Annotated in this window: 21 protein-coding genes; 6 read left to right on the top strand and 15 right to left on the bottom strand. The window is 65.7% G+C overall.

Annotated elements, in window-relative coordinates; genetic code table 11:
* Positions 1-129: 129 nt before the first annotated feature.
* The 3 genes from HTY53_RS01055 (at position 130) to dnaJ (ending at position 4,153) form a co-directional block, all read left to right on the top strand.
* Entirely contained in the window at positions 130-681 is a 552-nt protein-coding gene (locus tag HTY53_RS01055) for a cob(I)yrinic acid a,c-diamide adenosyltransferase (RefSeq protein WP_053822473.1), read from the top strand.
* A gap of 197 nt (positions 682-878) precedes the next feature.
* Positions 879-2,834 carry a molecular chaperone DnaK gene (gene dnaK, locus HTY53_RS01050; RefSeq protein ID WP_174104531.1) on the top strand — a complete coding sequence of 652 codons (1,956 nt, stop codon included), beginning with the start codon at positions 879-881 and terminating at the stop codon, positions 2,832-2,834.
* Between the two features lie 185 nt (positions 2,835-3,019).
* Positions 3,020-4,153 carry a molecular chaperone DnaJ gene (gene dnaJ / locus HTY53_RS01045; RefSeq protein WP_006575623.1) on the top strand — a complete coding sequence of 378 codons (1,134 nt, stop codon included), beginning with the start codon at positions 3,020-3,022 and terminating at the stop codon, positions 4,151-4,153.
* A gap of 110 nt (positions 4,154-4,263) precedes the next feature.
* Here dnaJ and HTY53_RS01040 read toward each other — a convergent pair whose 3' ends face one another.
* Both HTY53_RS01040 and HTY53_RS01035 read right to left on the bottom strand, forming a co-directional pair.
* Positions 4,264-5,313, bottom strand: coding sequence for a hypothetical protein (locus tag HTY53_RS01040; protein WP_174104530.1), 1,050 nt, complete (start codon positions 5,311-5,313; stop codon positions 4,264-4,266).
* Positions 5,294-9,337, bottom strand: coding sequence for a hypothetical protein (locus HTY53_RS01035; RefSeq protein ID WP_174104529.1), 4,044 nt, complete (start codon positions 9,335-9,337; stop codon positions 5,294-5,296). Before HTY53_RS01035 ends, HTY53_RS01040 begins: the two co-directional genes overlap by 20 nt.
* 315 nt (positions 9,338-9,652) lie before the next feature.
* Between HTY53_RS01035 and HTY53_RS01030 the strand changes: the two genes are divergently transcribed.
* A complete protein-coding gene (locus tag HTY53_RS01030; RefSeq protein ID WP_174104528.1) occupies positions 9,653-11,557 on the top strand; it encodes a chorismate-binding protein in 1,905 nt (634 codons plus the stop codon).
* Positions 11,558-11,567: 10 nt separating this feature from the next.
* On the opposite strand, the gene HTY53_RS01025 is transcribed toward HTY53_RS01030, so the two are convergent.
* The 9 genes from HTY53_RS01025 to HTY53_RS00985 form a co-directional block, all read right to left on the bottom strand.
* Positions 11,568-12,290: an ATP-binding cassette domain-containing protein gene (locus tag HTY53_RS01025; protein WP_174104527.1), complete on the bottom strand. Its 723-nt coding sequence runs from the start codon at positions 12,288-12,290 to the stop codon at positions 11,568-11,570.
* Positions 12,287-12,985 (bottom strand): ABC transporter permease, encoded by a 699-nt coding sequence (locus HTY53_RS01020; protein WP_174104526.1) that lies wholly within the window; start codon positions 12,983-12,985, stop codon positions 12,287-12,289. The genes HTY53_RS01025 and HTY53_RS01020 overlap by 4 nt, the downstream gene beginning before the upstream one ends.
* A 9-nt stretch (positions 12,986-12,994) precedes the next feature.
* Complete coding sequence (gene panB, locus HTY53_RS01015; RefSeq protein WP_174104525.1) at positions 12,995-13,816, bottom strand: 3-methyl-2-oxobutanoate hydroxymethyltransferase; 822 nt, start codon at positions 13,814-13,816, stop codon at positions 12,995-12,997.
* A 55-nt stretch (positions 13,817-13,871) separates the two neighbouring features.
* Positions 13,872-14,234, bottom strand: coding sequence for a DMT family protein (locus tag HTY53_RS01010; RefSeq protein ID WP_174104524.1), 363 nt, complete (start codon positions 14,232-14,234; stop codon positions 13,872-13,874).
* Complete coding sequence (gene folK, locus HTY53_RS01005; protein WP_174104523.1) at positions 14,198-14,716, bottom strand: 2-amino-4-hydroxy-6-hydroxymethyldihydropteridine diphosphokinase; 519 nt, start codon at positions 14,714-14,716, stop codon at positions 14,198-14,200. The genes HTY53_RS01010 and folK overlap by 37 nt, the downstream gene beginning before the upstream one ends.
* Positions 14,713-16,218 carry a polynucleotide adenylyltransferase PcnB gene (gene pcnB, locus HTY53_RS01000; RefSeq protein WP_174104522.1) on the bottom strand — a complete coding sequence of 502 codons (1,506 nt, stop codon included), beginning with the start codon at positions 16,216-16,218 and terminating at the stop codon, positions 14,713-14,715. Before pcnB ends, folK begins: the two co-directional genes overlap by 4 nt.
* A 1-nt stretch (position 16,219) precedes the next feature.
* Positions 16,220-16,894 (bottom strand): HAD family hydrolase, encoded by a 675-nt coding sequence (locus HTY53_RS00995; protein WP_174104521.1) that lies wholly within the window; start codon positions 16,892-16,894, stop codon positions 16,220-16,222.
* Positions 16,895-17,064: 170 nt separating this feature from the next.
* Positions 17,065-17,772 carry a DnaA regulatory inactivator Hda gene (hda, locus tag HTY53_RS00990; RefSeq protein WP_064576515.1) on the bottom strand — a complete coding sequence of 236 codons (708 nt, stop codon included), beginning with the start codon at positions 17,770-17,772 and terminating at the stop codon, positions 17,065-17,067.
* 10 nt (positions 17,773-17,782) lie between these two features.
* A complete protein-coding gene (locus HTY53_RS00985) occupies positions 17,783-18,853 on the bottom strand; it encodes an AI-2E family transporter (protein ID WP_174104520.1) in 1,071 nt (356 codons plus the stop codon).
* Positions 18,854-19,122: 269 nt separating this feature from the next.
* On the opposite strand from HTY53_RS00985, the gene purM reads away from it, so the two are divergent.
* Positions 19,123-20,175 (top strand): phosphoribosylformylglycinamidine cyclo-ligase, encoded by a 1,053-nt coding sequence (gene purM / locus HTY53_RS00980; protein ID WP_174104519.1) that lies wholly within the window; start codon positions 19,123-19,125, stop codon positions 20,173-20,175.
* A gap of 91 nt (positions 20,176-20,266) precedes the next feature.
* Here the strand turns inward: purM and HTY53_RS00975 are convergent, their stop codons facing one another.
* The 3 genes from HTY53_RS00975 to mutL form a co-directional block, all read right to left on the bottom strand.
* On the bottom strand, positions 20,267-20,773 hold the full coding sequence (locus HTY53_RS00975) for a GNAT family N-acetyltransferase (RefSeq protein ID WP_174104518.1): 507 nt from the start codon (positions 20,771-20,773) through the stop codon (positions 20,267-20,269).
* A gap of 78 nt (positions 20,774-20,851) precedes the next feature.
* Positions 20,852-21,805, bottom strand: coding sequence for a tRNA (adenosine(37)-N6)-dimethylallyltransferase MiaA (gene miaA / locus HTY53_RS00970; RefSeq protein WP_174104517.1), 954 nt, complete (start codon positions 21,803-21,805; stop codon positions 20,852-20,854).
* A gap of 36 nt (positions 21,806-21,841) precedes the next feature.
* On the bottom strand, positions 21,842-23,830 hold the full coding sequence (gene mutL / locus HTY53_RS00965; protein WP_174104516.1) for a DNA mismatch repair endonuclease MutL: 1,989 nt from the start codon (positions 23,828-23,830) through the stop codon (positions 21,842-21,844).
* A gap of 188 nt (positions 23,831-24,018) precedes the next feature.
* On the opposite strand from mutL, the gene HTY53_RS00960 reads away from it, so the two are divergent.
* The gene (locus HTY53_RS00960) at positions 24,019-24,651 is read left to right on the top strand and encodes a VTT domain-containing protein (RefSeq protein WP_371558503.1); all 633 of its coding nucleotides are present in this window, start codon (positions 24,019-24,021) and stop codon (positions 24,649-24,651) included.
* Between the two features lie 102 nt (positions 24,652-24,753).
* Here HTY53_RS00960 and HTY53_RS00955 read toward each other — a convergent pair whose 3' ends face one another.
* Positions 24,754-25,602, bottom strand: coding sequence for a SirB1 family protein (locus HTY53_RS00955; RefSeq protein WP_023263957.1), 849 nt, complete (start codon positions 25,600-25,602; stop codon positions 24,754-24,756).
* Positions 25,603-25,612: the final 10 nt, after the last annotated feature.

Here is a 25,612-nt window from a genome sequence, read left to right as displayed (position 1 = left end):
CGACCCGGCGAGCCGCTACCCGGTGTCTCGGTGCGGCCGCGCGGCGTGCGCGGCCCGGTGTTGCGGATCCCGTTATTCTACGCCGCGTGCATGCCGCGCCATAATGCGGGATCGACAGGGAGAACTGCCATGGGCAATCGATTGAGCCGGATCGCCACCCGTACCGGCGATGCGGGCACCACCGGACTGGGCGACGGCAGCCGTACCGGCAAGGACAGCCTGCGCATCGCCGCGATCGGCGAGGTGGACGAACTGAACGCGCAGCTCGGCGTGTTGCTGACCGAGGCGTTGCCCGACGACATCCGCGCCGCGCTGCTGCATATCCAGCACGACCTGTTCGATCTGGGCGGGGAGCTGTCGATCCCCGGTTACACCCTGGTCAAGCCCGAGCAGGTCGCCCAGCTCGACGACTGGCTGGCGCACTACAACGCCGATCTGCCGCGGCTGGCCGAATTCATCCTGCCGGGCGGCACCCGCGCGGCGGCGCTGGCCCATGTCTGCCGCACCGTCTGCCGGCGCGCCGAGCGGGCGCTGGTCGCACTGGGCGCCGTGGAAGCGGTCAACGAGGCGCCCCGCCAGTATCTGAACCGCCTGTCCGACCTGCTGTTCGTGCTGGCCCGCGTGGCGAACCGGGCCGGCGGGCAGACCGACGTGCAATGGCAACGCGGCCGCAAGAATTGATTTGACATAAGTGACGGTTGGGGCGGATTCTCGCCTCCGGCGGTGCCACGGGTTTCTGCCAAGCCTGGCGCCCTAAAAACCAACAAAATTACTCGGATTTGCCGGTTCCGCCCTTGAAAAGGTGCCGGCCGGCCACACTTCGGCCTCAGGTTGAGTTGAGGCCGCGCGGATAGCGATGGCTCAAGAGGAGAGAATAAATGGGTAAGATCATCGGTATCGACCTCGGTACCACCAACAGCTGCGTCGCGATCATGGAGGGCAACACGCCCAAGGTGATCGAGAACTCGGAAGGGGCGCGTACCACCCCCTCGGTCATCGCCTACATGGAAGACGGCGAGATCCTGGTCGGCGCCCCCGCCAAGCGCCAGGCAGTGACCAATCCCCGCAACACCCTGTACGCCGTCAAACGGCTGATCGGCCGCAAGTTCGAGGAAAAGGAAGTCCAGAAGGACATCGGCCTGATGCCGTACTCGATCGTCAAGGCCGACAACGGCGACGCCTGGGTGTCGGTGCGCGATCAGAAGCTGGCCCCGCCGCAAGTTTCCGCCGAAGTGCTGCGCAAGATGAAGAAGACCGCCGAGGACTACCTGGGCGAGCCGGTGACCGAAGCGGTCATCACCGTGCCGGCGTACTTCAACGACGCGCAGCGCCAGGCCACCAAGGACGCGGGCCGCATCGCCGGCCTGGAGGTCAAGCGCATCATCAACGAGCCGACCGCGGCTGCGCTGGCCTTCGGCATGGACAAGAACGAGAAGGGCGACCGCAAGATCGCGGTGTATGACCTCGGTGGCGGTACCTTCGACATCTCGATCATCGAGATCGCGGACGTTGACGGCGAGAAGCAGTTCGAGGTGCTGTCGACCAACGGCGACACCTTCCTGGGCGGCGAGGATTTCGATCAGCGCCTGATCGACTACATCATTGCCGAGTTCAAGAAGGAGCAGGGCGTCGACCTCTCCAAGGACGTGCTCGCACTGCAGCGCCTGAAGGAAGCCGCCGAGAAGGCCAAGATCGAACTGTCGAGCTCGCAGCAGACCGAAATCAATCTGCCGTACATCACCGCCGATGCCTCGGGTCCGAAGCACTTGAACCTGAAGATCACGCGCGCCAAGTTCGAAGCGCTGGTCGAGGAACTGATCACGCGCACCATCGAACCGTGCCGCATCGCGATCAAGGACGCGGGCGTCAAGGTCAGCGACATCGACGACGTGATCCTGGTCGGCGGCATGACCCGCATGCCCAAGGTGCAGGAGCAGGTGCGCGAGTTCTTCGGCCGTGAGGCGCGCAAGGACGTGAACCCGGATGAAGCCGTTGCCGTCGGCGCCGCGATCCAGGGCTCGGTGCTGTCCGGCGACCGCAAGGACGTGCTGCTGCTCGACGTGACCCCGCTGTCGCTGGGCATCGAGACGCTGGGCGGCGTGATGACCAAGATGATCAGCAAGAACACCACGATCCCGACCAAGCATGCACAGGTGTTCTCGACGGCCGACGACAACCAGCCGGCGGTGACCATCAAGGTCTACCAGGGCGAGCGCGAGATGGCCAGCGGCAACAAGCTGCTGGGCGAGTTCAACCTGGAAGGCATCGCGCCGGCGCCGCGCGGCATGCCGCAGATCGAGGTGTCGTTCGACATCGACGCCAACGGCATCCTGCACGTCGGCGCCAAGGACAAGGCGACCGGCAAGGAAAACCGGATCACGATCAAGGCGAACTCGGGCCTGTCGGAAGAAGAGATCCAGCGCATGGTCAAGGACGCCGAGGCCAACGCCGAGGAAGACCGCAAGGCCCGTGAACTGGCCGACGCGCGCAACCAGGCCGACGCACTGGTGCACTCGACCCGCAAGGCGCTGACCGAGTACGGCGACAAGCTGGAGTCGGGCGAGAAGGAAAAGATCGAGGCTGCGATCAAGGAACTGGAAGACGCCGCACGCGGCGGCGACAAGACCGAGATCGACGCCAAGGTCGCGGCGCTGTCCGAGGTCAGCCAGAAGCTCGGTGAGAAGGTCTACGCCGACATGCAGGCCAAGGCCGGCGAAACCGGCGCCGCCGGTGCTGCTGCCGGCGCTGGCGCGGCTGGCGGGGCGCACGAAGCGCAGCCGCAGGACGACAACGTCGTGGATGCCGAGTTCAAGGAAGTCAACGACAAGAAGTAATGCGACGGACATGGGATGGCGCGGGCCTTGCGCCGGCGCCATGCCTGTCCCGACGCCGGGCGGCGGATATCGGACCAAGCGCGGACCTGCGGGCCGGCGCCGTCGGATTTCCCCGCTCGGCTTTTTGCTATTCGTCGGCCGGCGCGCATGTGCGCACCGGCCGGCCAATCAGGGTTTGAGCCACCATGGCAAAACGTGACTACTACGAAGTGCTCGGGGTGGGCAAGAACGCGAGCGACGACGACATCAAGAAGGCGTATCGCAAGCTCGCGATGAAGTACCACCCGGACCGCAATCCCGACAGCAAGGATGCGGAGGAGAAATTCAAGGAGGCCAAGGAGGCCTACGAGATGCTCTCCGATCCCGAAAAGAAGGCGGCCTACGATCAGTACGGCCACGCGGGCGTGGACCCGAACATGGCGGGCGGCTTCGGCGGTGCCCAGGGCTACGGCGGCTTCGCCGAGGCCTTCGGCGATATCTTTGGCGACATCTTCGGCCAGGCGGCCGGCGGGCGGCAACGCGGCGGTCCGCAGGTCTATCGCGGCGCCGACCTGCGCTACAGCATGGAGATCACGCTCGAGCAGGCCGCGCACGGGCACGAGGCGCAGATCCGCGTGCCGCACTGGGACGACTGCGACCACTGCCACGGCAACGGCGCCGAGCCCGGCTCGCACGTCGAGACCTGCCCCACGTGTAAAGGCATCGGACAGGTCCGCGTGTCGCAGGGCTTCTTCACGATGCAGCAGACTTGCCCCAAGTGCCACGGCACCGGCAAGTACATCCCCAAGCCGTGTGTCAAATGCCACGGCCAGGGCAAGATCAAGACGCAGAAGACCCTCGAGGTCAAGATCCCGGCCGGCATCGACGAAGGCATGCGGATCCGCTCGACCGGCAACGGCGAACCCGGCATCAACGGCGGGCCTCCGGGCGACCTCTATGTCGAAGTCCATATCAAGCCGCACCCGGTGTTCGAGCGCGACGGCGACGATCTGCATTGCCAGATGCCGATCTCGTACGCCACCGCCGCACTGGGCGGTGACCTCGAAGTGCCGACGCTGAACGGCAAGGCCAGCTTCCCGGTCCCCGAAGGCACGCAGACCGGCCGCACCTTCCGCCTGCGCGGCAAGGGCATCAAGGGCGTGCGCTCCGGCACGCCGGGCGACCTCTACGTGCACGTCAACGTCGAGACCCCGGTCAAGCTGACCGAAGCCCAGAAGGAACTGCTGCGCCAGTTCGACCGCTCAGTCCACGAGGGCGGCTCGCGGCACAGTCCGCAGGAGCAGTCCTGGTTGGATAAGGTGAAGAGTTTTTTTAGTTGAGTCATGCTTTCCCCGCAATTGGCGGGGAGCGATAAAAAGGCCGCGCCCAACCAAGGGCGCGGCCTTTTTTGTAGGTGAATCGTTATGTTCGAGCTACCTCTGCTGGGCAGTCATACGACGTTGCATAGGAGCTCAGCGCAAGTGCGACTCGGCTTCGACCGGTCGGTACCCGTTTCCGATTTCTTCGGCTGCGGCGGTATCCAGTCGATCCGCTTTGGCTCAACAAAGCGGAAAGTTTTGACATCCTGGCGCCAGGTACCGTTCGGTTCGTAGTCAGGGTGCACGACATGGAAGGTGTCGGCGAAGGCTTGCCTCATCGATGCCTCGTTGTCGAAGGGGCCTAGGACGTTTAGTGACACCCCCTTCTGTTCGGCGGCCAGCAGGCGGAGCTTGTAGTGATTTGTCGAAGTGTAGAAGTCGGGGCCTTGTTCCATCCGAGCACATATCAGCGGGAGCTTTTCCTTCAACTCCTGTCGACGGTAGCTAGTGTCCTTTATCTGCACGTCGTAGGGAGCGCAGTAGAAGTGATTGGCCAAGGGCGGAGCCGGAGGCAGTACGGGCGCGCCGGGAAAGTGGCGTTGCAAAAAACGCCCCTTTGACCCGGGACCGTATAGCAGCTCAAAATCCTCCATGTCGATTACGCCGTTCAACAGGCCAGCGACTAGCACGATGTCGTGCATGGAATCATGCAATGGAAGTTTTCTAGCGTCGGCCGCAGCGATGCCTAGGTGCGTGAGGTGATGCGGTTTGATCGCTTCCGGGTCATCCCAGTCTGTTTGCGCGTGTTGCACAAAAAGATCCAGGGTCTCAAAAAAGACCTTACGCGTTATTCGATCGGCGGCATACGCAGATGCTAGCAACAAGATAGCTGGGATCCCAACATGATATACATGTGCACCGTGGACGCTCAGGTTGCGCGCTTTTAGCGTCTTCAGCATGTCGCTCTTGCCCACAGGCTCTGGATTCGCGGATTTACATGCATTCGCAACTCCAACGGTGGAATGATCGCTTGGCGCGATAGCGAATTGTCCTAAGCGCTTCGCGTCTGAAGGCGATGGCTCGATGCAGGTACGCGAAATGAAGGCCGAGGCGCGACGCGCGTGGTCCATGGGGTTTAGCGCGTTCAAAGGTGACGAGCGGCTAGTGGAGGAGTGGAGCATGGTCTAGTTCCTGGGATGGGATTGGAGAGCCGACTTGCGCCTGGACCTCGGAATGGGGTGGGTTACGCAACTCGGGCGAATATGACGCACGGATTGACTTTTCTCGCGGCTTCACAAGCAACGTGGGGTTGTGCCCCTTAGATACCGATGCGTCTGTCTCCTCCAAAGACTTCGGTGCGCGTGGAGAGATTCGAGCGTTGAACCACAGCAGCTCCGTCGACACGGACACCGTTCTCGTCTCGGTGAGCATCAAACCGCCGTGGAGGCCGATCTCTTCTTCGCGAAAGTCGCCGGTGTAGGCGCCGAATCCGCCGAGCTTGTAGTGCTCATTCTTGGTCAGCAAACTCAAGCAGCGCTGCGTCACGGCGTAGCGACTACACAGATCGCCGAACGGAAAGATCGCGCCGCTCAGTCCTTCTGCCAACGCCGTCCACGCGTTAAGCTCGGTGAGCTTGTCGTCCAGCAGATATCGCCGGACCATGAACGTCTGCCTGGAGTCCCGAGTGTGCAATCGCAGATACTGCATGCACTTACCGAGCTCCAGTTTCACCACGTCAGGCGTCTGCGATTCGTTGTACGCCGTCCATTGCTCGTGCACTTCCGGCATGTTCAAGTGCGCGATCAAGTCGTCGACATTGCGAAAAACAATGTCCCACGCGAATGAAGGCTGGGTGATGCCGTCCCTTGTCTCGCGCCGGATAAAATGTTGAGCGCCTCGCTCCCTGAAAGTTACGGTTGTACCCACCAGCTCGCCCGATGACAGGCCGCTCTTGAGATGACTTGTGTATTCTCTTGGCAGCACGGTAGCGAGCACGCGCACTGCCGCGCTGCATCGCGAGCCGGTCCCAATGCCGTGAACCGCCACCCGCGTGGATCCTGTTCGGTCGACCCGTGTCTGACGAGTCAGCAGATCGGTCTCCTTGCCAAGGCGTGCATTGACAGAGCCCTGAAGAAGCTCTTCCTTTACCTTGACCCCGACGCCGGCAGAAATGCCAGCGTTGACGGATTCCGATGAGGTCTTATTGTCAAAAACATTCAGGGCGAGCGCGCCCTTCAACAGTGGCTGAAAGCACTGGTAGCACAGCTCCCGAAGCGCGCGGTCACCTTTCGATTGATACGGCACAGCAGCCAGGTCTTTCTCAATCTTGTTCGCCAATTTCTTGCCGAAAACCACGTTGACGGCATTCTGGCTCGTCTTTACCCAATCTCTTGAACCGGGGATGGCCGGGGCACGTATGGCGATGCCGATCTCGGTACCATCTCGATCGACGTAGCTTGCGTCCACCCCGACGTCCAGGGCGGTCGCCGTGGAGACGCTGATGCCGGCCCCGATCTGGCCGGTGTCTCCCGTGGTCTCGCTCACGGTCATCGTTTGCCCACCGACGGAACTACTCAAGATGCCGAAGCTTCCCGTACGGGTGGTGGTACTGGCCTGAGAGAACGAGACGCTAATCGTGGGCGCAGGGCCTGCGAGGATTGTGGCGGCACCGGCATCGATGCTGACGCTCGCCGCTGCGCCCGCAGTCCTCGAAACGCTGCCCTTGGCACCGTTACCGAGATTGGTGTCGATTCGATGACTAGCGATCCGTCGGAAATCTTCCCTAGTGCGCGGCGCCTCTGGGAGTACCACCCCGGCATCGGCCTTGTCGCGCCCAGCTCGTAGCATCGCGACGACCTGCCGGTATTCCCGGAAGCGGCGAGACATCTCCGGCACTCCTGTAGAGACTTCCGACCCCGCCGGCATCCCTTGCGGTGCCGTTGCACAGAGCATGCCGACCTCCACTGCCCATTCATCTATCACGTCGAGGTCGATTCGTGTAATGCCGCTCAATTCCGCTTCAATTTCTTGTCGATGCGGACGGTTGGCTGGGAAATCAATCAGGTTGCTGATGACCGCGTTCTTGAATGCATCCGTAACGGTATACGCGTGCAAACGCATGCCGAATTCGGTAGAACACAACCATTGCGTTAGAAGACCATATCGAACGAGGCAAGCTATTTGCTGCGTAGTCGCAATATCCTGCGCCACCCCGTCGAATCGGTGCTGCGACTCTAGAGCCAAGTCGGTTTGCGCGAACCGTGCCTGCATGGCTGCCAGATGCCGACGAAGCTCTGCCAGACAAGTTTTGGTGTCGCCGTGGATGTGAAGGTGGTGATGCAGCTTTTGAAGATTGTCCGTGGAGTAAGACTGAGCGCCCTTATCAATTTCCATGACGCGCGCGACACTGTCGAGCCGGGCCAAAATGTGCTCGAGTTCCAGCTCAAATTCCGCAGCGGCTTCTGCCGGCAAACCAAGCTTTCGTATTTCATCCCCGAATACCAATACATCCCGCAACAATGCCTCATGCTGACGCAGCGGAGCCCCCGCGGCCATCTTGAAATGCAACACCAGCAACCGTGCCATGCGGCCCATTGCCGTGTGGTAGTCCTGGCTCTGCTGCGTTACGGTTCTCCGGGTGGCGGCCCGCGTCATGGGATCACCCAGCGCCAAGGCAACGGGTGAATCGTCGGGCATCAGCTCGCTCTCGACACCCGTCAGCAGATCCACGTGCCTGCGCGGTAGCCACTCCATAACGAGCTTGTTGAGGAGGTGTTGAAACTGTGCGAGCAGGCCATCATCCAGGTCGTCGCGGAAGCCGTTACGCCACAAGGCAAGAGCCACGACTTCGTCTTTCGACAACGGTGCCGTCAAGGATGGCCCCGAACTTTCGGCTTCCATCACTTGGCGCTGAGCCTTCATCCACGCGGGGTCGGCCAATGCGCGAATCTGCAGCAGCTTGACGGCGCCGAGCAACGCGCGATACGCCAGCCGGTTTTGCCTTGGGTGGTTTGCATCTGCCAGCATGCCCGCCGCATATTCAGCGGCGCCGATTGGATGTCCAGTCCAGGCCCGCAGCGCGTCAATCTCGCTTGCGCCGGCGGCGCACTCGTGGCGGGCGGCATCACTACGGGCGATCAAGTAATCGCACGATTGAAGATAGATCCGCAATGCCGCTTGCCGCTGCTCCACGACCGGCCCCGGCAAATCGGCGGGCCGACCGATCAGTTCCAACAGCATTTGAAGGCCAAACTCGCAACGGGATAGCCGACGAGCAACCTGCCAGCATTGAATCGCTGCCTCACTGTGGTCGCTCAACTCATGCCACGAAGAGCCCAGCATGCCGAGCACCTCGGCTGCTTCCTGCGGTGACCGTTTCCGTGGCTTTTGTTCGGCGGAGACCTGGGTCGAGATGGCGGATCCAAGCAGCAGCAGCTTTGCGCGGGTAACGAGCGGCACGTTCGCACTGCCAGCATCGGCAAGCGCGGACCCTTGGGCGCTCACCATGACATGCATCGTTTCATATAGCCGCGCGAATGCCTGCTGTGCGTCTTCTCCGGCGAGGTCGAAGGCTGCCGCAAGTTCCGTTCGGCAAGCCGCGTCATCCAACTCTGGCGTTTTTCCAGCCTGCAATCTCGTTGCTGGCCCGAAGAGCTGACAGAGCAAACCATTTCGCCACGCGCAATCTCGTTCGCTCAGAGGCTTGCACGCTGTCGAAATCTTGATCTTGCCGGCCGGCCGCGTACCATGGTTTGCCAAATGCACGACGGCGTAGTCCGACTGGCCCTCCGTCGTTCTTCTCCCTGGTGTCTGGAAACTGACTGTTGGCGTCAGTACGCTTGGTGGCCCTTCTGCCTTCTCTTGCCCATCCGCAAACCCCGTCCAGCTTTCGACCGCCTTGCCGATCCGATAGGACCGGCTGCCTACGCCACGGAGCTGGAAAAAATCGGCAATCTGGTGAGTAAAGAACTCCTTGATGGCCTGGAAGAACCGCGCCGGGAGCGGGAGATCTTCGATGTCGAGTCGGGTGACCTGGACACCGAACTGGTGGGTTCTGGTCACCAGGTATTCGTGGCCCTCGACTTGTACATTCACATAGCCGATGTCGCCTTCACGAACGCGGAGCAGCGGTTCCTTCTCTGACCTTGGGATGGTGGCCAAATCCTCGAGGCGCGCACACTTGATGGTGGATATCCTGTCTCCCATCTCTCCCCCGTAGCGGTTTCAGTCCCGTGCGCCATGCACGGGGTGACGGCCCCGTTTTTTGCGCCATCACTGCGGACGGCATGGCGGCAACGATCCGCGCATCGCAAAGAGTTCGCTATAGAAAAACGCGGAGACTTGTTTTCGCCGGCAACGGCCAAGGCCGCGACCTTGTTGGAAGGAAGACAGACCGCGACGTCGAGTCGCTCGTCGCAAGGAAATTGGCGGGAAGTTTTCATCGCGGGCGATAATGTCGGCTGCCATTTGTCTGCCCCGCTAGACGCCGCGCGCCCAAGGCGTTCTCTCTCCCGCTGCTCGATGTCCACGCTGTCCCACAGATCTGCCGTATCTACGTCGTCCGTCCTGCCACGGATCGAGACCGGCGCCCCGTTCGTCCTGCTCGACGACGCCACGGAGGAGGCGGCAACTTGCCGGCTCTATACGGAGTTCATGCGGATGGACGTGGTCCATGCTGGCGCGCCGGATGACTTCGAAGCGCGGATGCAGGAAGGCTGGCAGGCCGGATGGCACGCCTGCCTGTTCGCCCCCTACGAATTCGGCGCGCCGCTGGTTCGGGCGCCGTCGCTCGCCCAGCCGAGGGGCGACAATCCGTTCACCGACGGCGCGATGCGCGTCCTGTGGTTTGCCTCGAAAACGATGTGCGATGCGGCGGCCGTTCAACAATGGCTGGAAGCGCACTGCGACACCGCCGCGCCCGCTGGCGCAATGCAAGTCCGCTCCGATACCGACGAAGCGAGCTTCCACGCCGCCATCGCCCGTATCCACGACTGGATCGAGGCCGGCGACACCTACCAGGTCAACTTCACGCAGCGCCTGCGGTTCGAAACCTTTGGCGATCCGCTCGCTTTCTATCGGGACTTGCGGCGCGCGCAGCCGGTGCCGTATGGCGCGCTGGCCCGGCTGCCCGGTGATCACTGGGTGCTGTCGCTATCGCCCGAGCTGTTCTTCCGCCACGATGGCGGCGGCAGGCTGGTCACCCGGCCGATGAAGGGCACCGCGTTGCGCAGCGGCGATGTGAAGCGCGATGCCGAAGCCGCCGCCGCGCTGGCGGCCGACGACAAGAACCGGGCCGAGAACGTGATGATCGTGGACCTGCTGCGCAACGATCTCGGCAGGGTCGCACGGCCGGGTACGGTCCGAGTGCCCGAACGCTTCGCCGTACAGCCATTCGGCCAGGTGCTGCAAATGACCTCGACTGTCACGGCGACCGCGCGCGCCGGTATCACGCTGGCTGGCATGCTGGCCGCGCTGTTTCCCTGCGGCTCGATCACCGGCGCGCCGAAGCGCCGGACCATGGAGATCATTGCCGAGCTGGAACGCGCGCCGCGCGGGCTCTACACCGGCGCGATCGGCTGGGTCGATGCGCCCGAGCCGGGTGAAACGCTGGGGCAGGCGGCGTTGTCCGTGGCGATCCGCACGCTGGTGCTGGGTCCGCGCCGAGACGATGGCCTTAGGGCAGGCGAAATGGGCGTCGGAAGCGGCATCGTGCACGACAGCGTTGCCGCCGACGAATACGCGGAGTGCGGCTGGAAGGCGCGTTTTTTGACGGCGCACGATCCGGGCTTCACGCTGATCGAGACGATGCGCGTCGAGGAGGGCCGCTGTCTGCGGCTCGATGCGCATCTGGCCCGGCTGCGCGCCTCGGCGGCGTGTTTTGGCTTTCGGTTCGACGAGGCACAGGCGCGCGCAGCGATCGCCCAGCAAGCGGCAGCCCTGCAGCAAGGTGCCGCACGGCTGCGCGTCACGCTGGACAAGGCCGGAACATTGCAGTTGACGAGCGGCGCGCTCGCCCCGCTGAAGGACGGCCCGGTCGGCCTGATCGTCGCCGGCACCGCCTTGCCGCTCGCCGATCCTTTGCGTCGGCACAAGACCAGCGCGCGGGAGACCTACGACGCCGGGTGGCGCGAGGCAGAGCGCGTGGGGGCCTTCGACAGCCTGTTCTTCAACACGCGCGACGAACTGCTCGAAGGCGGGCGCAGCTCGGTGTTCGTGCGCGTCGATGGCCGCTGGCTGACGCCGCCGCTGACGGCGGACATCCTGCCCGGCGTGATGCGCGATGCGGTGTTGCGCGATGGCGAGGTCTATCTGGGCGGGCCGGTCGTGGAACGCGTGATCACGCGGGAGATGTTGCTGCGCGCTGACGAACTCGCGGTGGCCAACGCGCTGCGCGGCGTACTGCCCGCCACGCTGCTGTCGCCCTGAACGAAAGGCGTCAGCGGTGATGGGTGTCGAGCCGCCCGTCGGTCAGCTTCCAGCGCACCACGCCGGGCAGATTGATCAGGTCGCGGTCGTGGCAGATCATCACCACGGTGCGGCCCTCGGCCGCGAGCTCGCGCACCAGTGCGATCACCTGTTCGCGCGCGTGGCCGTCCAGATTCGAGGTTGGCTCGTCGAGCAGCAGCAGATCGGGCTCCAGCACCTTGGCGCGGGCCAGGGCGACCCGCTGGATTTCGCCGCCCGACAGGCGCTCCGGCGCGGTGTCCTGGACATGCGTGATGCCGGCCCAGCCGAGCGCGGCGCCGACGCGGCGCGCGACCTCGTCGGCCGGCAGTCCGCGCGCGTGCAGTCCGTAGGCGATGTTCTCGCGCACCGACGTACGGAACAGATACGGGTGCTGATGCATGTAGGCGATGCGCTGGCGCAGCGCGGCCGGTAGCGGATGGAGCGCAGCGGTGCACGGCTGGCCGTCAGTGCCGGTCCAGTCGACGGTCGCGCCGGGCGCGCGTTCGAGGCCGGCGATCATGCGCAGCAGCGTCGTCTTGCCGGCGCCGTTGACGCCGGTCAGCACCACCGCGGTGGCACGCGGGAAGGCCAGCGCGTCAATGTCGAACAGCGCACGGGCGCCGATTCGGCGGCGCAGTCCACGCACCACCAGCAGCGGCGGTGCCAGTGCGTCGGCGGTGGGGCGGTTCCGATCCGGCTCCGGTGCATTCATCGGCGAAATCCTCCGGCGCCCTGCAGCCACGCGAGCAGCACGTTGACCAGCAGGGCCAGGGCCACCAGCACGATGCCGAGCGCGATGCCCTGGGCGAATTCGCCCTTGCTGGTTTCCAGGGCGATGGCGGTGGTGATGGTACGGGTCGAGCCTTCGATATTGCCACCGATCATCAGCGCCGAGCCGACTTCGGCGATCACGCGGCCGAAGCCGGCCACCACGGCTGCCATCAGGCCGAAGCGCAACTCGCGCAATACGGTGAAGAAGGTGCGCCAGGCGCCGGCGCCGAGCACCCACGCGGTTTCGCGCAGCCGTGCGTCGGCGCCCTGCAGCGTCGACAGCGCAAAGGCGAGCACCACCGGGAAGCCGATCACTGCCTGACCGATGATCATGCCGGCCGGCGTAAACAGCAGTTCGAGGCTGCCGAGCGGCCCCTGGCGCGTCAGCAGCAGATACAGGATCAGGCCGACCAGCACCGTCGGAAACGACAGGAACGCCTGCGACAGCACCACCACCACCCGGCGGCCGGGGAAGTCATGGGTGGCGATCAGGTAGGCGGCGCCGACCGCCGGGGCGGTGGCAATCGCCAGCCCGGCGAAGGCGACCTTCAGCGAGGTCCAGACGATCTGCCACAGCGCGGGATCGCCGCCGGCGAGCAGCGCAAACGCGGCCGCGGTGGCGGCGCCGATCTCCATCGGGCGGCGTCAGGCCGAGAACGTGTGTTCGGGCGCGGGGAAGCTGCCGTCCTTGACCGCGGCGACATAGGCGCGGATCGCGCCCTCGATCGAGGTCTGGCCTTCCATGAAATTGCGCACGAACTTGGCCTTGCGGCCCGGATAGATGTTCAGCATGTCCTGCAGCACCAGCACCTGGCCGGAGCAGTCGACGCCGGCGCCGATGCCGATGGTCGGGATCTCGAGCTGGCTGGTCACGGTGGCAGCCAGCGCGGCGGGCACCGCCTCCATCACGATCAGCTGGGCGCCGGCGCTCTGCAGCGCTTCGGCATCGCGGCGCAGCTGGGCCGCGCTGGCGTCGGTCTTGCCCTGTACCTTGAAGCCGCCGAAGGCATGCACCGATTGCGGCGTCAGCCCGATATGCGCGCACACCGGGATGCTGCGCTCGACCAGGAACTTGACGGTCGGCGCCAGCCATTCGCCGCCTTCGAGCTTGACCATCTGCGCGCCGGCGCGCATCAGCGTCACGGCGCTGGCAAAGGCCTGCTCGGGCGTGCCGTAGGTGCCGAAGGGCAGGTCGGTGACGACCAGCGCGGTCTGATTGCCGCGCGCCACGCATTCGGTGTGGTACGCCATCTGTTCGAGCGTGACCGGCAGCGTGGTCTGCTGGCCCTGCATCACGTTGCCCAGCGAATCGCCGATCAGGATCACCTCGACGCCGCAGTGGTCGAGCAGCGCGGCGAAGCTCGAATCATAGGCGGTCAGCATCACGATCTTCTCGCCGGCGGCGCGCATCGCCTGCAGCTTGGGGATGGTGATGGACTTGCGGGAGGGTTCCAGGAGATAGCTCATCGATGTGCCTCGGAGGTCCGCCTTGCCGGCGCGGCGCCCGGTAGGGGCGGCCGCTTCAGCTGCGGAAGATGAAATAGACGGCACCGACCATGCACAGCGCCGCCCACACGTAGTCCCACTTGAAGCTTTGCTGCATGTACAGCAGCGAGAACGGCACGAACACCGTCAGCGTGATCGCTTCCTGCAGGATCTTCAGTTGCGCCAGCGAGATGCCATGCTGGAAGCCGATCCGGTTGGCCGGCACCTGCAGCATGTATTCGAACAGCGCGATGCCCCAGCTGACGATGGCCGCGATATACCAGGGCCGGCTGGCCAGATCCTTCAGGTGGCCGTACCACGCGAAGGTCATGAACACATTGGACAGCGTCAGCAGACCGGCGGTCAGGAGGTAGGGCGAGATTCCGCTTGGCGCGTACATTGGCAGAAGGACACCTTGTCGATGCGCTGGCCCGCCACCGCGGCGAGATGGTCGGCGGCGCGGCCCAGGCCCGGAATCACCAGTTCGGGTTCGAGTTCGAGCAGCGGCAACAGTGTGAATGCGCGCGCCGCCACGCGCGGATGCGGCACCGTCAGCTGGGCGCCGTCATGCATTTCGTCGCCGAACACCAGCAGGTCCAGGTCCAGTGTGCGCGGCGCATTGCGGAACGGCCGTTCGCGGCCGAACTGATCTTCGATATGGTGGCAGATGCGCAGCAGCTGGGCGGCCGTGAAGCTGGTCTCCAGCTTGACCACCGCGTTGTAGTAATCGTCCCCGCCGGCATCGACCGGGGCGCTGCGGTACAGCGAGGATCGCGCCACGATGCGGATGCCGACCTGCTGCGCCAGGCAGACGATGGCATCCTTGACGGCTTGTTTTGCGTCGCCCAGGTTGGCGCCGATGCCGATGAAGGCCAGTGTCATTCGGTTTCCTCCGGCTGGCCGCGCGCGCCGCCGTGCTGGTCGGCTGCCGCGTCCATCTCATCCCGGGGGGAAACTTTATCCGATTTCCGCGACGACCGCCGACGGCGCTTCTTGCGCGCCGGGCCCTCGCTGCCGGCCGTGCCGGAGGCGCGCGCCGCCTCGATCAGGTTCTCGCGGCCTTCGGAGTCGGCGTCCTGAAAGTCCTGCCACCAGGTCGCCAGTTCGGCCGGCATCTCGCCCGCCTCGCAGCGCAGCAGCAGGAAGTCGAAACCGGCGCGGAAGCGGGGCGATTCCAGCAGGCGGAACGGCATGCGGCCGACGCGCTTCTCGAAGCGCGGCTGCATGCCCCAGATGTCGCGCATGTCGGTGACAAAGCGGCGCTGGATCGCCAGCTGACCGGTCTGCCGCTCCAGCACGTCATCCATCGCCGCGTTGAGCGCCGCGATCGGATGCTCGCCGCCCTCGCGCAGCGCCTTCCAGCGTTGCAGCACGTGATGCCACAGCAGCGCGGCGAACAGGAAGCCCGGCGACACCGGCTTGCCGGCCTGCACGCGGCGGTCGGTGTTGTCCAGCGCCAGCTGCACGAAGCGTTGGCCCAGCGGTTGTTCGATCGCGACGTCGAGCAGCGGCAGCAGGCCCTTGTGCAGGCCGGCCTTGCGCAGCTCTTGCAGCGAGGCCCAGGCGTGGCCCGACATCAAGAGCTTGAGCATCTCGTCGAACAGCCGCGCGCTCGGCACGTTGTGGATCAGCGAGGCCAGGTCGGCGATCGGCTGGCGCGTGGCCTCGTCGATGTCGAAGCCGGTCTTGGCGGCGAAACGCACCACGCGCAGCATCCGCACCGGGTCCTCGCGATAGCGGGTGACCGGGTCGCCGATCATCCGCAGCGTGCGCGCCCGCATGTCTTCCATGCCGTGGTGGTAGTCGTGCACGGTCTGCTCGGCCGGATCGTAGTACATCGCATTGATGGTGAAGTCGCGCCGTTCGGCGTCCTCCGCCTGCGAGCCCCAGACGTTGTCGCGCAGCACCCGGCCGGATGCGTCGATCGCGTGGGTCTTGTTGTCGAGTTCGGCGCGCTTGAGCCGGCGGCCTTCGGGCAGCGTTTCGCTGGCCACCGCGTCGACCAGCGCACGGAAGGTCGACACCTCGATGATTTCCTGCTCGCGCCCGCCGTAGAAGGTCACGTGCACGATCTGGAAGCGCCGCCCGATGATGCGGGAGCGGCGGAACAGGGCCTGCACCTGGTCCGGCGTGGCGTTGGTGGCCACGTCGAAGTCCTTCGGCTTGATGCCCAGCAGCAGGTCGCGCACCGCGCCGCCGACGATAAAGGCCTGGTAGCCGGCCTGCTGCAGCGTGCTGGTGACCTTGACCGCATTGCGCGACAGCAGCGTGGGATCGATCTGGTGCTCGTCGGCGGTGATGATGCGCGGCGTGTGCGCGCGGCCGAGGCGTCGCTGCTTGGGCCCGGGCTTGCCCAGCAGCCGGTTGATAAGCTTCTTGATCACGTCAGAACAGGTCCATGATGCGCCAGCCGGCTGCGGCGGCATGATGGCGGAGGCGCTCGTCCGGGTTGGTGGCGATCGGCTCGGTGACCTTGGCCAGCAGCGGCAGGTCGTTGATCGAATCGCTGTAAAAGGTGGTGGCGGCGAAGTCCTGCCAGCGCGCGCCCTGTTCCTTCAGCCAGGCCTCGACGCGCGCGATCTTGCCTTCGCGAAAGCTCGGGATGCCGAACACCTCGCCGGTGTAGGCGCTCTCGGCCAGGCCGTCGGCGGTCGCCGGTTCGGTGGCGATCAGGTGCTTGATGCCGAAGGCGGCGGCGATCGGCGCGGTGACGAAGCTGTTGGTCGCCGTGACGATGGCGCACAGGTCGCCGGCGTCCAGATGCTTGTAGACCAGCGCGCGCGCCTGCGGCGTGATGGCCGGCTCGATCACTTCGTGCATGAACTGCTGGCGCCAGGCGTTCAGGCGCTCGCGCGGATGGGCCGCCAGCGGGGCCAGCGCGAACTTCAGGAAGGCCTGGATATCGAGGGTGCCGGCCTTGTAATGGCCGTAGAACTCGTCGTTCTTGCGACGGTAGGTTTCCTCGTCGACCACGCCGAGACGGACCAGAAAGCGGCCCCATTCGTGGTCGCTGTCGGTCGGGATCAGAGTGTGGTCGAGGTCGAACAATGCCAGATTCATGGGCGGCGATTTTACCTTAAGGGGATGGCGGCCGGATTCGGGGCGGATTCGCGGCCGATTCACGGCCGATTCACGGCCGATTCGCGCCGGATTGGCCGCCGATTGCAGGGGGCGTGCCGGGGCGAGGGCGGGGGCGAGCCGAGTGCGGGACCCTTCCGCCGGCCCGCGCGCTATTCACGCAACTCGGCAAACATTTCGCGCAGCAGCGGCAGTGTCACGGCCCGCTTGCGTTCGAGCGAATAGGTGTCGAGCGCGTCCAGCAGCGCCATCAGGCTGGGCATGTCGCGATAGTGGCGCGTCACCAGCCAGTGGGGGATTTCGGGGGACAGCTGCAGCCCGCGTTCGCGCGCGGCCTGCACCAGCGCGGCCATCTTGTCGTCGTCCGACAGCGGTGCGAGCTGGTAGACCAGGCCCCAGCCGAGCCGCGTGCGCAGGTCCTCGCGCACCGGCATGGTGACCGGGGCCAGGCTGCCGGCCACCACCAGCGCGGTGCGCACGTGCGCGCGCACCTCGTTATACAGGGAAAACACCGCAATCTGGCGGGCCTCGTCGAGCAGGTCGACATCGTCGACGGTGTACAGCTGGCAGCTCGGGTCGAAGATGAAATCGGCCAGCGCGTGGTGCGGACTCAGATAGCGGCAGCGCAGGCCGGCATGGGCGCCGGCGTCGCACAGCGCGTGCAGCAGATGCGTGCGGCCGGAGCCGGTCTCGCCCCACAAATAGATCAGCCGGTCGGCGGCGCGCTCCTGCGCCACCGCCCCCGGCAGCTCGCGCAGCCGCTGCACCGGCTCGCGGTTGGCGGAGACGAAGAAGTTCTCGAAGGTCGACGGCGGCGGGCTGCCCAGTTCGAGCGACAGTTGCTTGGGGCGCGGAGACATGGCGTATCGATTACTTCCGGTAGAGGTCGCTTGTCACATACAGCCGCCGCAGCTGGCGGGCGCCGACCAGCAGTACCGCGCAGGTCGGCAGCGCCAGCAGCACGCCGAAGAAGCCGAACAGCTGCCCGAAGGCGAGCAGCGCGAAGATCACCACCAGCGGATGCAGCCCGATCCGGTCGCCGACCAGGCGCGGGGTCAGGTAGAAGCTTTCCACGAACTGGCCGATACCGTAGACGACCGCGACCGCGCCCAGCCCGTACAGGTTGCCGAACTGCAGCAGCGCCGCGACGATGGCCAGCGCCAGGCCGAATCCGAAGCCGATATAGGGAATGAAGACCGCCAGGCCGGTGAACACGCCGATCGGGATCGCGATCTCGAAGCCGGCGATGGTCAGGCCGATCGAATAGAGCGCCGCCAGGATCAGCATCACCAGAATCTGGCCGCGCAGATACTGCGACAGCAGTGCGTCGGTCTCGGCGGTCAGCTCGCGCACCTTCGGCACCCAGCGGCGCGGCACCAGGCCCTCGATCCGGCGCATCACCATGTGCCAGTCCATCAGCAGATAGAACATGACGATCGGCACCAGCAGCGCCAGCCCGCCGTAGGTGACCAGCGCGGTGCCGGACACGCGCACATAGGTCAGCAGCACCGCCAGCAGATCCTCGGGGCTGGCGGCGAAGCGCTCGGACATCATGCGGCGCAGGCCCGGAAAGTCGAAGCGCACGCGCACGCCGAGCTCGGACAGGCGCGGCGCGACCACCGAATTGAGCTTCTTCAGCAGTTCTGGCAATTGCTCGCGCAGCTGCGGAATTTCCCGCTGGAGCACGGCGATGACCAGCAGCACCAGCAGCACCACGACCACGATCAGCAGCAGGATCATCAGCGAGACGGCGATCATCCGCGGCAGCTTGTGCCGCTGCAGCCAGTCGACGCCCGGGTTCAGGATGTAGGCGAAGATGAACGCGAACAGGAACGGCGACAGCACCGGCGCCAGCGCGATCAGCGTGGCGAACAGCGCGACGCCGAGCGCGACCCAGAGCAGAATGCGCTTGGCCTCGTGGGACAGCAGGGGGGCGTTCATCGGGAAAGTCGGGAAAAGACCGGCAAAAAGAGACCAGCGAAAAAGAAAGGCGAAGACGAGCGGGGAAACGTGCGTCGTCGCCCGGCGGCGGCGGGTTTGCACGGCACGAGCCGATGCAACTGGAAGCCGACACCCTGTATCCGTTAAAATCGCGATTCTACTGGACTCGCGACCCGCCAACCGGCGCCGCGAGGGCCGCATTCCTCACTTGTGCGTGACTCGACCCGCCGAGTGTCGTCATTTCCACCACCCAGGATCCGCAGAACTCCATGAGCGCAGCCCCCACTTCCGGCCAGGCAGGCCTTTCGTACCGCGATGCCGGCGTTGACATCGATGCGGGCGACGCGCTCGTCGACCGTATCAAGCCCTTCGCCAAGCGCACCATGCGCGAGGGCGTGATGGCCGGCATCGGGGGCTTCGGCGCGCTGTTCGAGCTGTCGCGCAAGTTCAAGGAACCGGTGCTGGTGTCGGGCACCGACGGCGTCGGCACCAAGCTGAAGCTGGCCTTCCAGCTGAACCGCCACGATACCGTGGGCCAGGATCTGGTCGCGATGAGCGTCAACGACATCCTGGTGCAGGGCGCCGAGCCGCTGTTCTTCCTCGACTATTTCGCTTGCGGGAAGCTCGACGTCGATACCGCGGCCACCGTGATCCAGGGCATCGCGCATGGCTGCGAACTGGCCGGCTGCGCGCTGATCGGTGGCGAAACCGCCGAAATGCCGAGCATGTATCCGGACGGCGAATACGATCTGGCCGGCTTCGCGGTCGGCGCGGTCGAGAAGAGCCGCATCATCGACGGCACCACCATCGTGCCGGGCGACGTGGTGCTGGGCCTGGCCTCGTCGGGCGCGCATTCGAACGGCTACTCGCTGGTGCGCAAGATCATCGAGGTCGCCAAGCCCGACCTCGAAGCCGATTTCCACGGCCAGCGCCTGCAGGACGCCATCATGGCGCCGACCCGCATCTACGTGAAGCCGCTGCTGTCGCTGATCGAAACGCTGCCGGTCAAGGGCATGGCCCATATCACCGGCGGCGGGCTGACCGAGAACGTGCCGCGCGTGCTGCCCAAGGAAGTTGCCGCGGTGCTGCAGCGCGATGCCTGGACGCTGCCGCCGCTGTTCCAGTGGCTGCAGGCCCAGGGCCGCGTCGCCGACGACGAGATGCACCGCGTGTTCAACTGCGGCATCGGCATGGTCGTGATCGTGGCCAAGGAAGACGCCGAACGCGCGATCCGGCATCTGCAGGCGGCCGGCGAGGCGGTGTGGCAGATCGGCGAGATCCGCGAGCGCGAGGAAGGGCAGGCGCCGACCGTGGTGGTCTGATTTCCCTTCGGCTTCGGAATGCCGATAAAAAACAGGCGGATGCTCGGGCATCCGCCTGTTTTCGTTTGGGCGTGCCGCTGCGGTGTCGAGGTCAGCTCTGCTTGGCCGCCATCGCCGTCAAGGCCTCGCCGGTGACCCGGCAGATGCGCCAGTCCTGCAGCACGCTGGCGCCCATCGCCCGATAGAAATCGATCGACGGCGTGTTCCAGTCCAGCACGCTCCATTCGAAGCGGCCGCAGCCGCGCTCGACCGCAAGTCCCGCCAGATGGACCAGCAGGGCCTTGCCGATGCCGTGGCCGCGCCAGGCCGGTTCGACATACAGGTCTTCGAGGTAGAGGCCCGGTTTGGCCAGGAAGGTCGAATAGTTGTGGAAGAACAGCGCGAAGCCGATCGCGCGCGGGCCTTCGGACGACGGCACTTCGGCCAGCACCGCCTCGGCCGACGGACGGGCGCCGAACAGCGTCTGGCGCAGTTTCTCGGGCGTGGCCTCGACCAGATGGGTCAGCTTCTCGTACTCGGCGAGCTCGCGGATCAGGCGCAGCAGCGTGTCGCAGTCGTCGGCGGTGGCGGGGCGTAGCGTGAAGGCGGCGTCGGTCATGATGTCAGCGTCGGGCGAATCCGTATCGAATTGGACAAGGGACAAAGACGCGATTATCGCCCGACGCCGGCGCCCATGCTATCCGCCCAGCTGCGCCAGTCGGGCCACCTGCTCGACATAGTCTGGCGCCAGGCAATCGACCACCAGCCGCTCGGGCGTCGACCGCAACCACGTCAGTTGCCGCTTGCACAGCTGCCGGGTCGCGGCGATGCCGCGCTCGCGCATCGTGGCGAAATCGCAGAGCCCGTCCAGATACTCCCAGACTTGCCGGTAGCCGACGCAGCGGATCGAAGGCAGGCCCGGATGCAGATCGCCGCGCCCGCGCAGGCGCTGGACTTCATCGAGCAGCCCCCCGGCGAGCATCGCGTCGAAGCGGGCCTCGATGCGCGCATGCAGCACCGCGCGATCCGAGGGCTCCAGCGCGATCGCACGAAAGCGTGCGCCGGCCTGGCCATCGAAGGTCCGTGCATCGGCCTGGCGGGCCAGCAGCGCCGACATCGGCTGGCCGGTCAGCCGGTGGATCTCCAGCGCGCGCTGAATGCGTTGCGAATCGTTGGGCGCCAGCCGCGCCGCGGTAATCGGGTCTACTTCGGCCAGCATCGCATGCAGCGCCGGCCAGCCGCGCTCGGCAGCGAGTTGGTCGAGTTCGGCGCGCAACTGCGGGTCGGCCTGCGGCAGGTCGTTCAGGCCCTGGGTCAGCGCCTTGTAATAGAGCATGGTGCCGCCGACGATCAGCGGCTCGCGTCCGCGCGCGCGGATCGCGTCGATCAGCGCATTGGTATCGTTGACGAACTGCGCGGCCGAATAGCTGTCGGCCGGATCGATGATGTCGATCAGATGGTGCGGCACCGCGGCCAGTTCGGCGGCCGAGGGTTTGGCCGTGCCGATATCCATCTCGCGATAGACCAGCGCCGAGTCCATGCTGATGATCTCGAGCGGCGCGCGTGCGGCCAGCGCCAGGGCGGCCGCGGTCTTGCCCGAGGCGGTGGGGCCGAGCAGGCAGACGATGGGAGCGGGCGAAACGGGGGCCATGGACGAGGCGGACAACGACAGGGGGGGGCGGCGGCCTTACTGGCCGCGCAGGAACAGCCGGTCCAGCTCGGCCACCGTCAGCTGGACCCAGGTCGGCCGGCCATGGTTGCACTGGTCGGCGCGCTCGGTCTGCTCCATCTGGCGCAGCAGCGCGTTCATTTCCTCGACGGTCAGCTTGCGGTTGGCGCGCACGGCGCTGTGGCAGGCCAGCGTCGCCAGCAGCTCGTTCTGGCGCTCGGCGAGCACCCGCGAACCGCCGTAGGCATGCAGGTCGCGCAGCACGTCGCGCGCCAGCGCCTCGGCGTCGGCCTGCTTCAGCAGCGCGGGAATCGCGCGCACGGCCAGCGTGGTGGGCGAGACCGGCGCGATATCGAAGCCCAGCAGCGCCAGCGTTTCCTGATGTTCCTCGGCCGCGCCGATCTCGACCGGGCTGGCCGGCAGCGTGACGGGAATCAGCAGTGGCTGCACGGTCATCTGGCGCGCGTCGAGCGCGGTCTTGATCTGCTCGTACAGGATGCGTTCGTGGGCGGCGTGCATGTCGACCAGCACCAGGCCGCGCGCGTTCTGCGCCAGCACGTAGATGCCGTGCAGTTGGGCGATCGCATAGCCGAGCGGATGGTCGTCGCTGCCCTGATCCGGCCCCTGTCCCTCGCTCGCGCCCTGCATCGGCACGCGGTCGAGCAGCGACGGCGGTTCGTCTGCGCGAGCGGCGCGAGCATCGGCCAGCCACGCGGGCGGCTGGCTCGACGGCGCGAAGCGCTGGCCGGACGGCGACATCGCATCCCGGACCATGCCGAGATACGCCTGGCGCGGCTGCGCGATGCCCAGTTCGGCCTGGCGCGCGGCCGCGGTGTAATCGACCCAGGGGCGACCGCCCGGCTGGGCGGGACTGGTGGCAGCGACGCGCAGCGCCGGGGCTGGGCTGCCGTGACCGATGCTGTCGTCGCCCGTATGCAGGCTGTCGCCGTTCTCGCCCGCCTGGCGCGCCAGGCAGCGCTGCACCGCGTGGTAGACGAACTGATGGACAGCACGCGATTCGCGGAAGCGCACCTCGATCTTGGACGGGTGCACGTTGACGTCGACCAGCTCGGGCGGCAGGTCCAGGCACAGCACGTACGAAGGGAAACGGTCGCCGTGCAGCACGTCCTGATAGGCGCTGCGCACCGCGTGCGTCAGCAGCTTGTCGCGTACGAAGCGGCCGTTGACGAAGAAGAACTGCTGGTCGGGGCGGCCGCGCGAGGCGGTCGGCAGTCCGGCGAAGCCGTACAGCGCCAGTTCGCCGGCCTGCTCGTCCAGCGGCAGCCGCGCCCGCGCGAACTCGCTGCCGAGCACCTGCGCGGTACGCGTGGCGACATCGCCGGCGTTCCAGTGCTCCATCGGCTTGCCGTTGTGATGGACCGACAGCGTGACGTCGGGCCGGGCCAGCGCGATCCGTCGGATCACTTCGAGGCAATGGCCGAGCTCGGTCTGTTCGCTCTTCAGGAATTTGCGGCGGGCCGGCGTATTGAAGTACAGATGCTGCACGTCGACGGTCGTGCCGACCCCGCCCGAGGCGGGCTGCAACGCGCCGGTATCCGCATGGATCTGGCTGGCATGGGGGCAGTTGGCCGTGCGGCTGGTCAGCACCAGCTGCGAGACCGAGGCGATCGAGGCCAGCGCCTCGCCGCGAAAGCCCAGCGTCAGCACCGATTCGAGTTCATCGAGCGAGGCGATCTTGCTGGTGGCATGGCGCATCAGCGCGACCGCCAGCTCGTCCGCCGGGATGCCGCAGCCGTTGTCGGTGATGACGATACGGCGTACGCCGCCTTCCTCCAGCCGCACCGACAGTTGCGTCGCGCCGGCGTCGAGCGCGTTCTCCAGCAACTCCTTGACCACCGATGCCGGACGTTCGACCACCTCGCCGGCCGCGATCTGGCTGACCAGCTGATCGGGCAGCGGCCGAATCGGGCGCGCCGGCGCCAGGCGGCGCTGGGGGCGGTCTGACGAAGCGGCGATGGAGGCAGGAGAGAAGGGCGGCGCGGACATGGCAGCGATTATACGTGCCGGCTTCGTTGCGGCCTTCTCATGGTTTCGTGGCGATGCTGCGTGCGGGAGGTCGCACCCAGGGTCCGCAAGCACCCATTTCGTCACCGGTGCGGGCACGTTCGTCTTGTATGATGTCGGGCTGGAAAAAGATGGGGAACGTCTTGGATATCGTATTGCAGGTCATTGACATGCTGCTGCATGTCGACAAGTACCTCGGCACCGTGATTCAGCAATATGGCGCCTGGGTCTACGCCATTCTTTTCGCGATCGTCTTTGCGGAGACCGGCCTGGTGGTGGCGCCCTTCCTGCCGGGCGATTCGCTGCTCTTCATCGCCGGCGCGTTCTGCGCCACCGGGGCGATGAACGAGTGGGTGCTGATCGGGCTGCTGCTGGTCGCCGCGATCGGCGGCAATACCGTCAACTACTGGGTCGGCAGCTGGATCGGACCCAAGGTGTTCGACCATCAATGGCGCTTCCTGGACCAGCAGGCGCTGCGCAAGACGCACGACTTCTATGAGCGCCACGGCGGCAAGACGCTGGTGATCGCGCGCTTCGTGCCGATCGTGCGGACCTTCGCCCCGTTCGTGGCGGGCGTGTCGCAGATGACCTTCGCGCGCTTCCAGCTGTTCAATGTGGTCGGCGCCGTCACCTGGGTGGTCGGCCTGGTGTTTGCCGGCTACTTCTTCGGCAACCTGCCGTTCATCAAGCAGTACCTGAACCTGATCGTGCTGGTCGGCATCAGCGCGGCGATCGTGCCGCTGATTCTGGGCGGCCTGTGGCGCCTGCTGCGTCGCGGCGACAAGCGCCGCCGGGTGTCGTAAGTCGTGTCGTAAGAGGTGTCGTAAAGCGCGGATCGATGCGAGGCCGGCATCTGGCGATGCCGGCCTGTCCCTTCCTTTCCTTGTTCTCTTGCTCGGGGCCGGTCAGTTCAGCGATCGGCTCATCATCCGCAAAGCCGGCATGCGGTCGCGGATCTGGGTCGAATCGGCCGCATCGGGCCGCGCGCTGACATAGGCCTCCAGATCTTCCAGCGCCGGCCGGAAGCACTCCAGGTTGGCATAGGCCAGGCCCCGGTCGCGCACTTCCTCGATCGAATCGGGCAGCAGGATCACCAGCCGGTTCTGCACCGCCAGCAGGCGCTGCCAGCGCGACTCCTGCAGGTAGATCGCCTTCAGGTTGCGCAGCATCCGCGCGATGATCTCGCGATGGCTCGCCGTCTGCAGGAACAGGCCCAGCGGCACCGCGTTGGGATCGGCGATCCCTTCGCGTTCCAGGTACGGATCCAGCATGTCCTGAAGCTGCTCCTTGGACAGCGTCTCGCCCGTCAGCGGATCGAGCACGACCTCGCCTGCCGGAATCGACATCCGCAACAGGAAGTGGTTGGGAAACGAGACGCCCTTGAGCGGCAGGCCGATCTGCTGGCCCAGCTCCATGTACAGCACCGCGAGCGAGATCGGAATGCCGCGCCGCTGCCGCAGCACCACATTCAGATACGAATTGTCGGGGTCGTAGTAGTCGTTCGCGTTAGGCCCGAAGCCCAGGTCGCGATAAAAGAAATGGTTCAGCAGGCGCAGGCGCTGGATGGCGGGGGTGCCGTCGGCGATCCGGCGTTTGAGCCGCAGCGCGAGCACATCGATGGCGGCCAGTTCGGCCTGCAGATCGAGGTCGGGATAGGCATCCTGTGCGATAGACAGGGCCGTTTCGGTCAGCGGGATGCCGCTGTCGTCCGCCACCAGCGCGGCAAAATAGTCCAGGACTTTGGTCGAGGTCATAGCGGTTCCT

This window comes from Cupriavidus gilardii (assembly GCF_013314895.1).
Lineage (GTDB): Bacteria > Pseudomonadota > Gammaproteobacteria > Burkholderiales > Burkholderiaceae > Cupriavidus > Cupriavidus gilardii_C.
The sequence above is the reverse complement of the archived record's forward strand: the minus strand, read 5'-3'. Positions and strand labels throughout refer to the sequence as shown.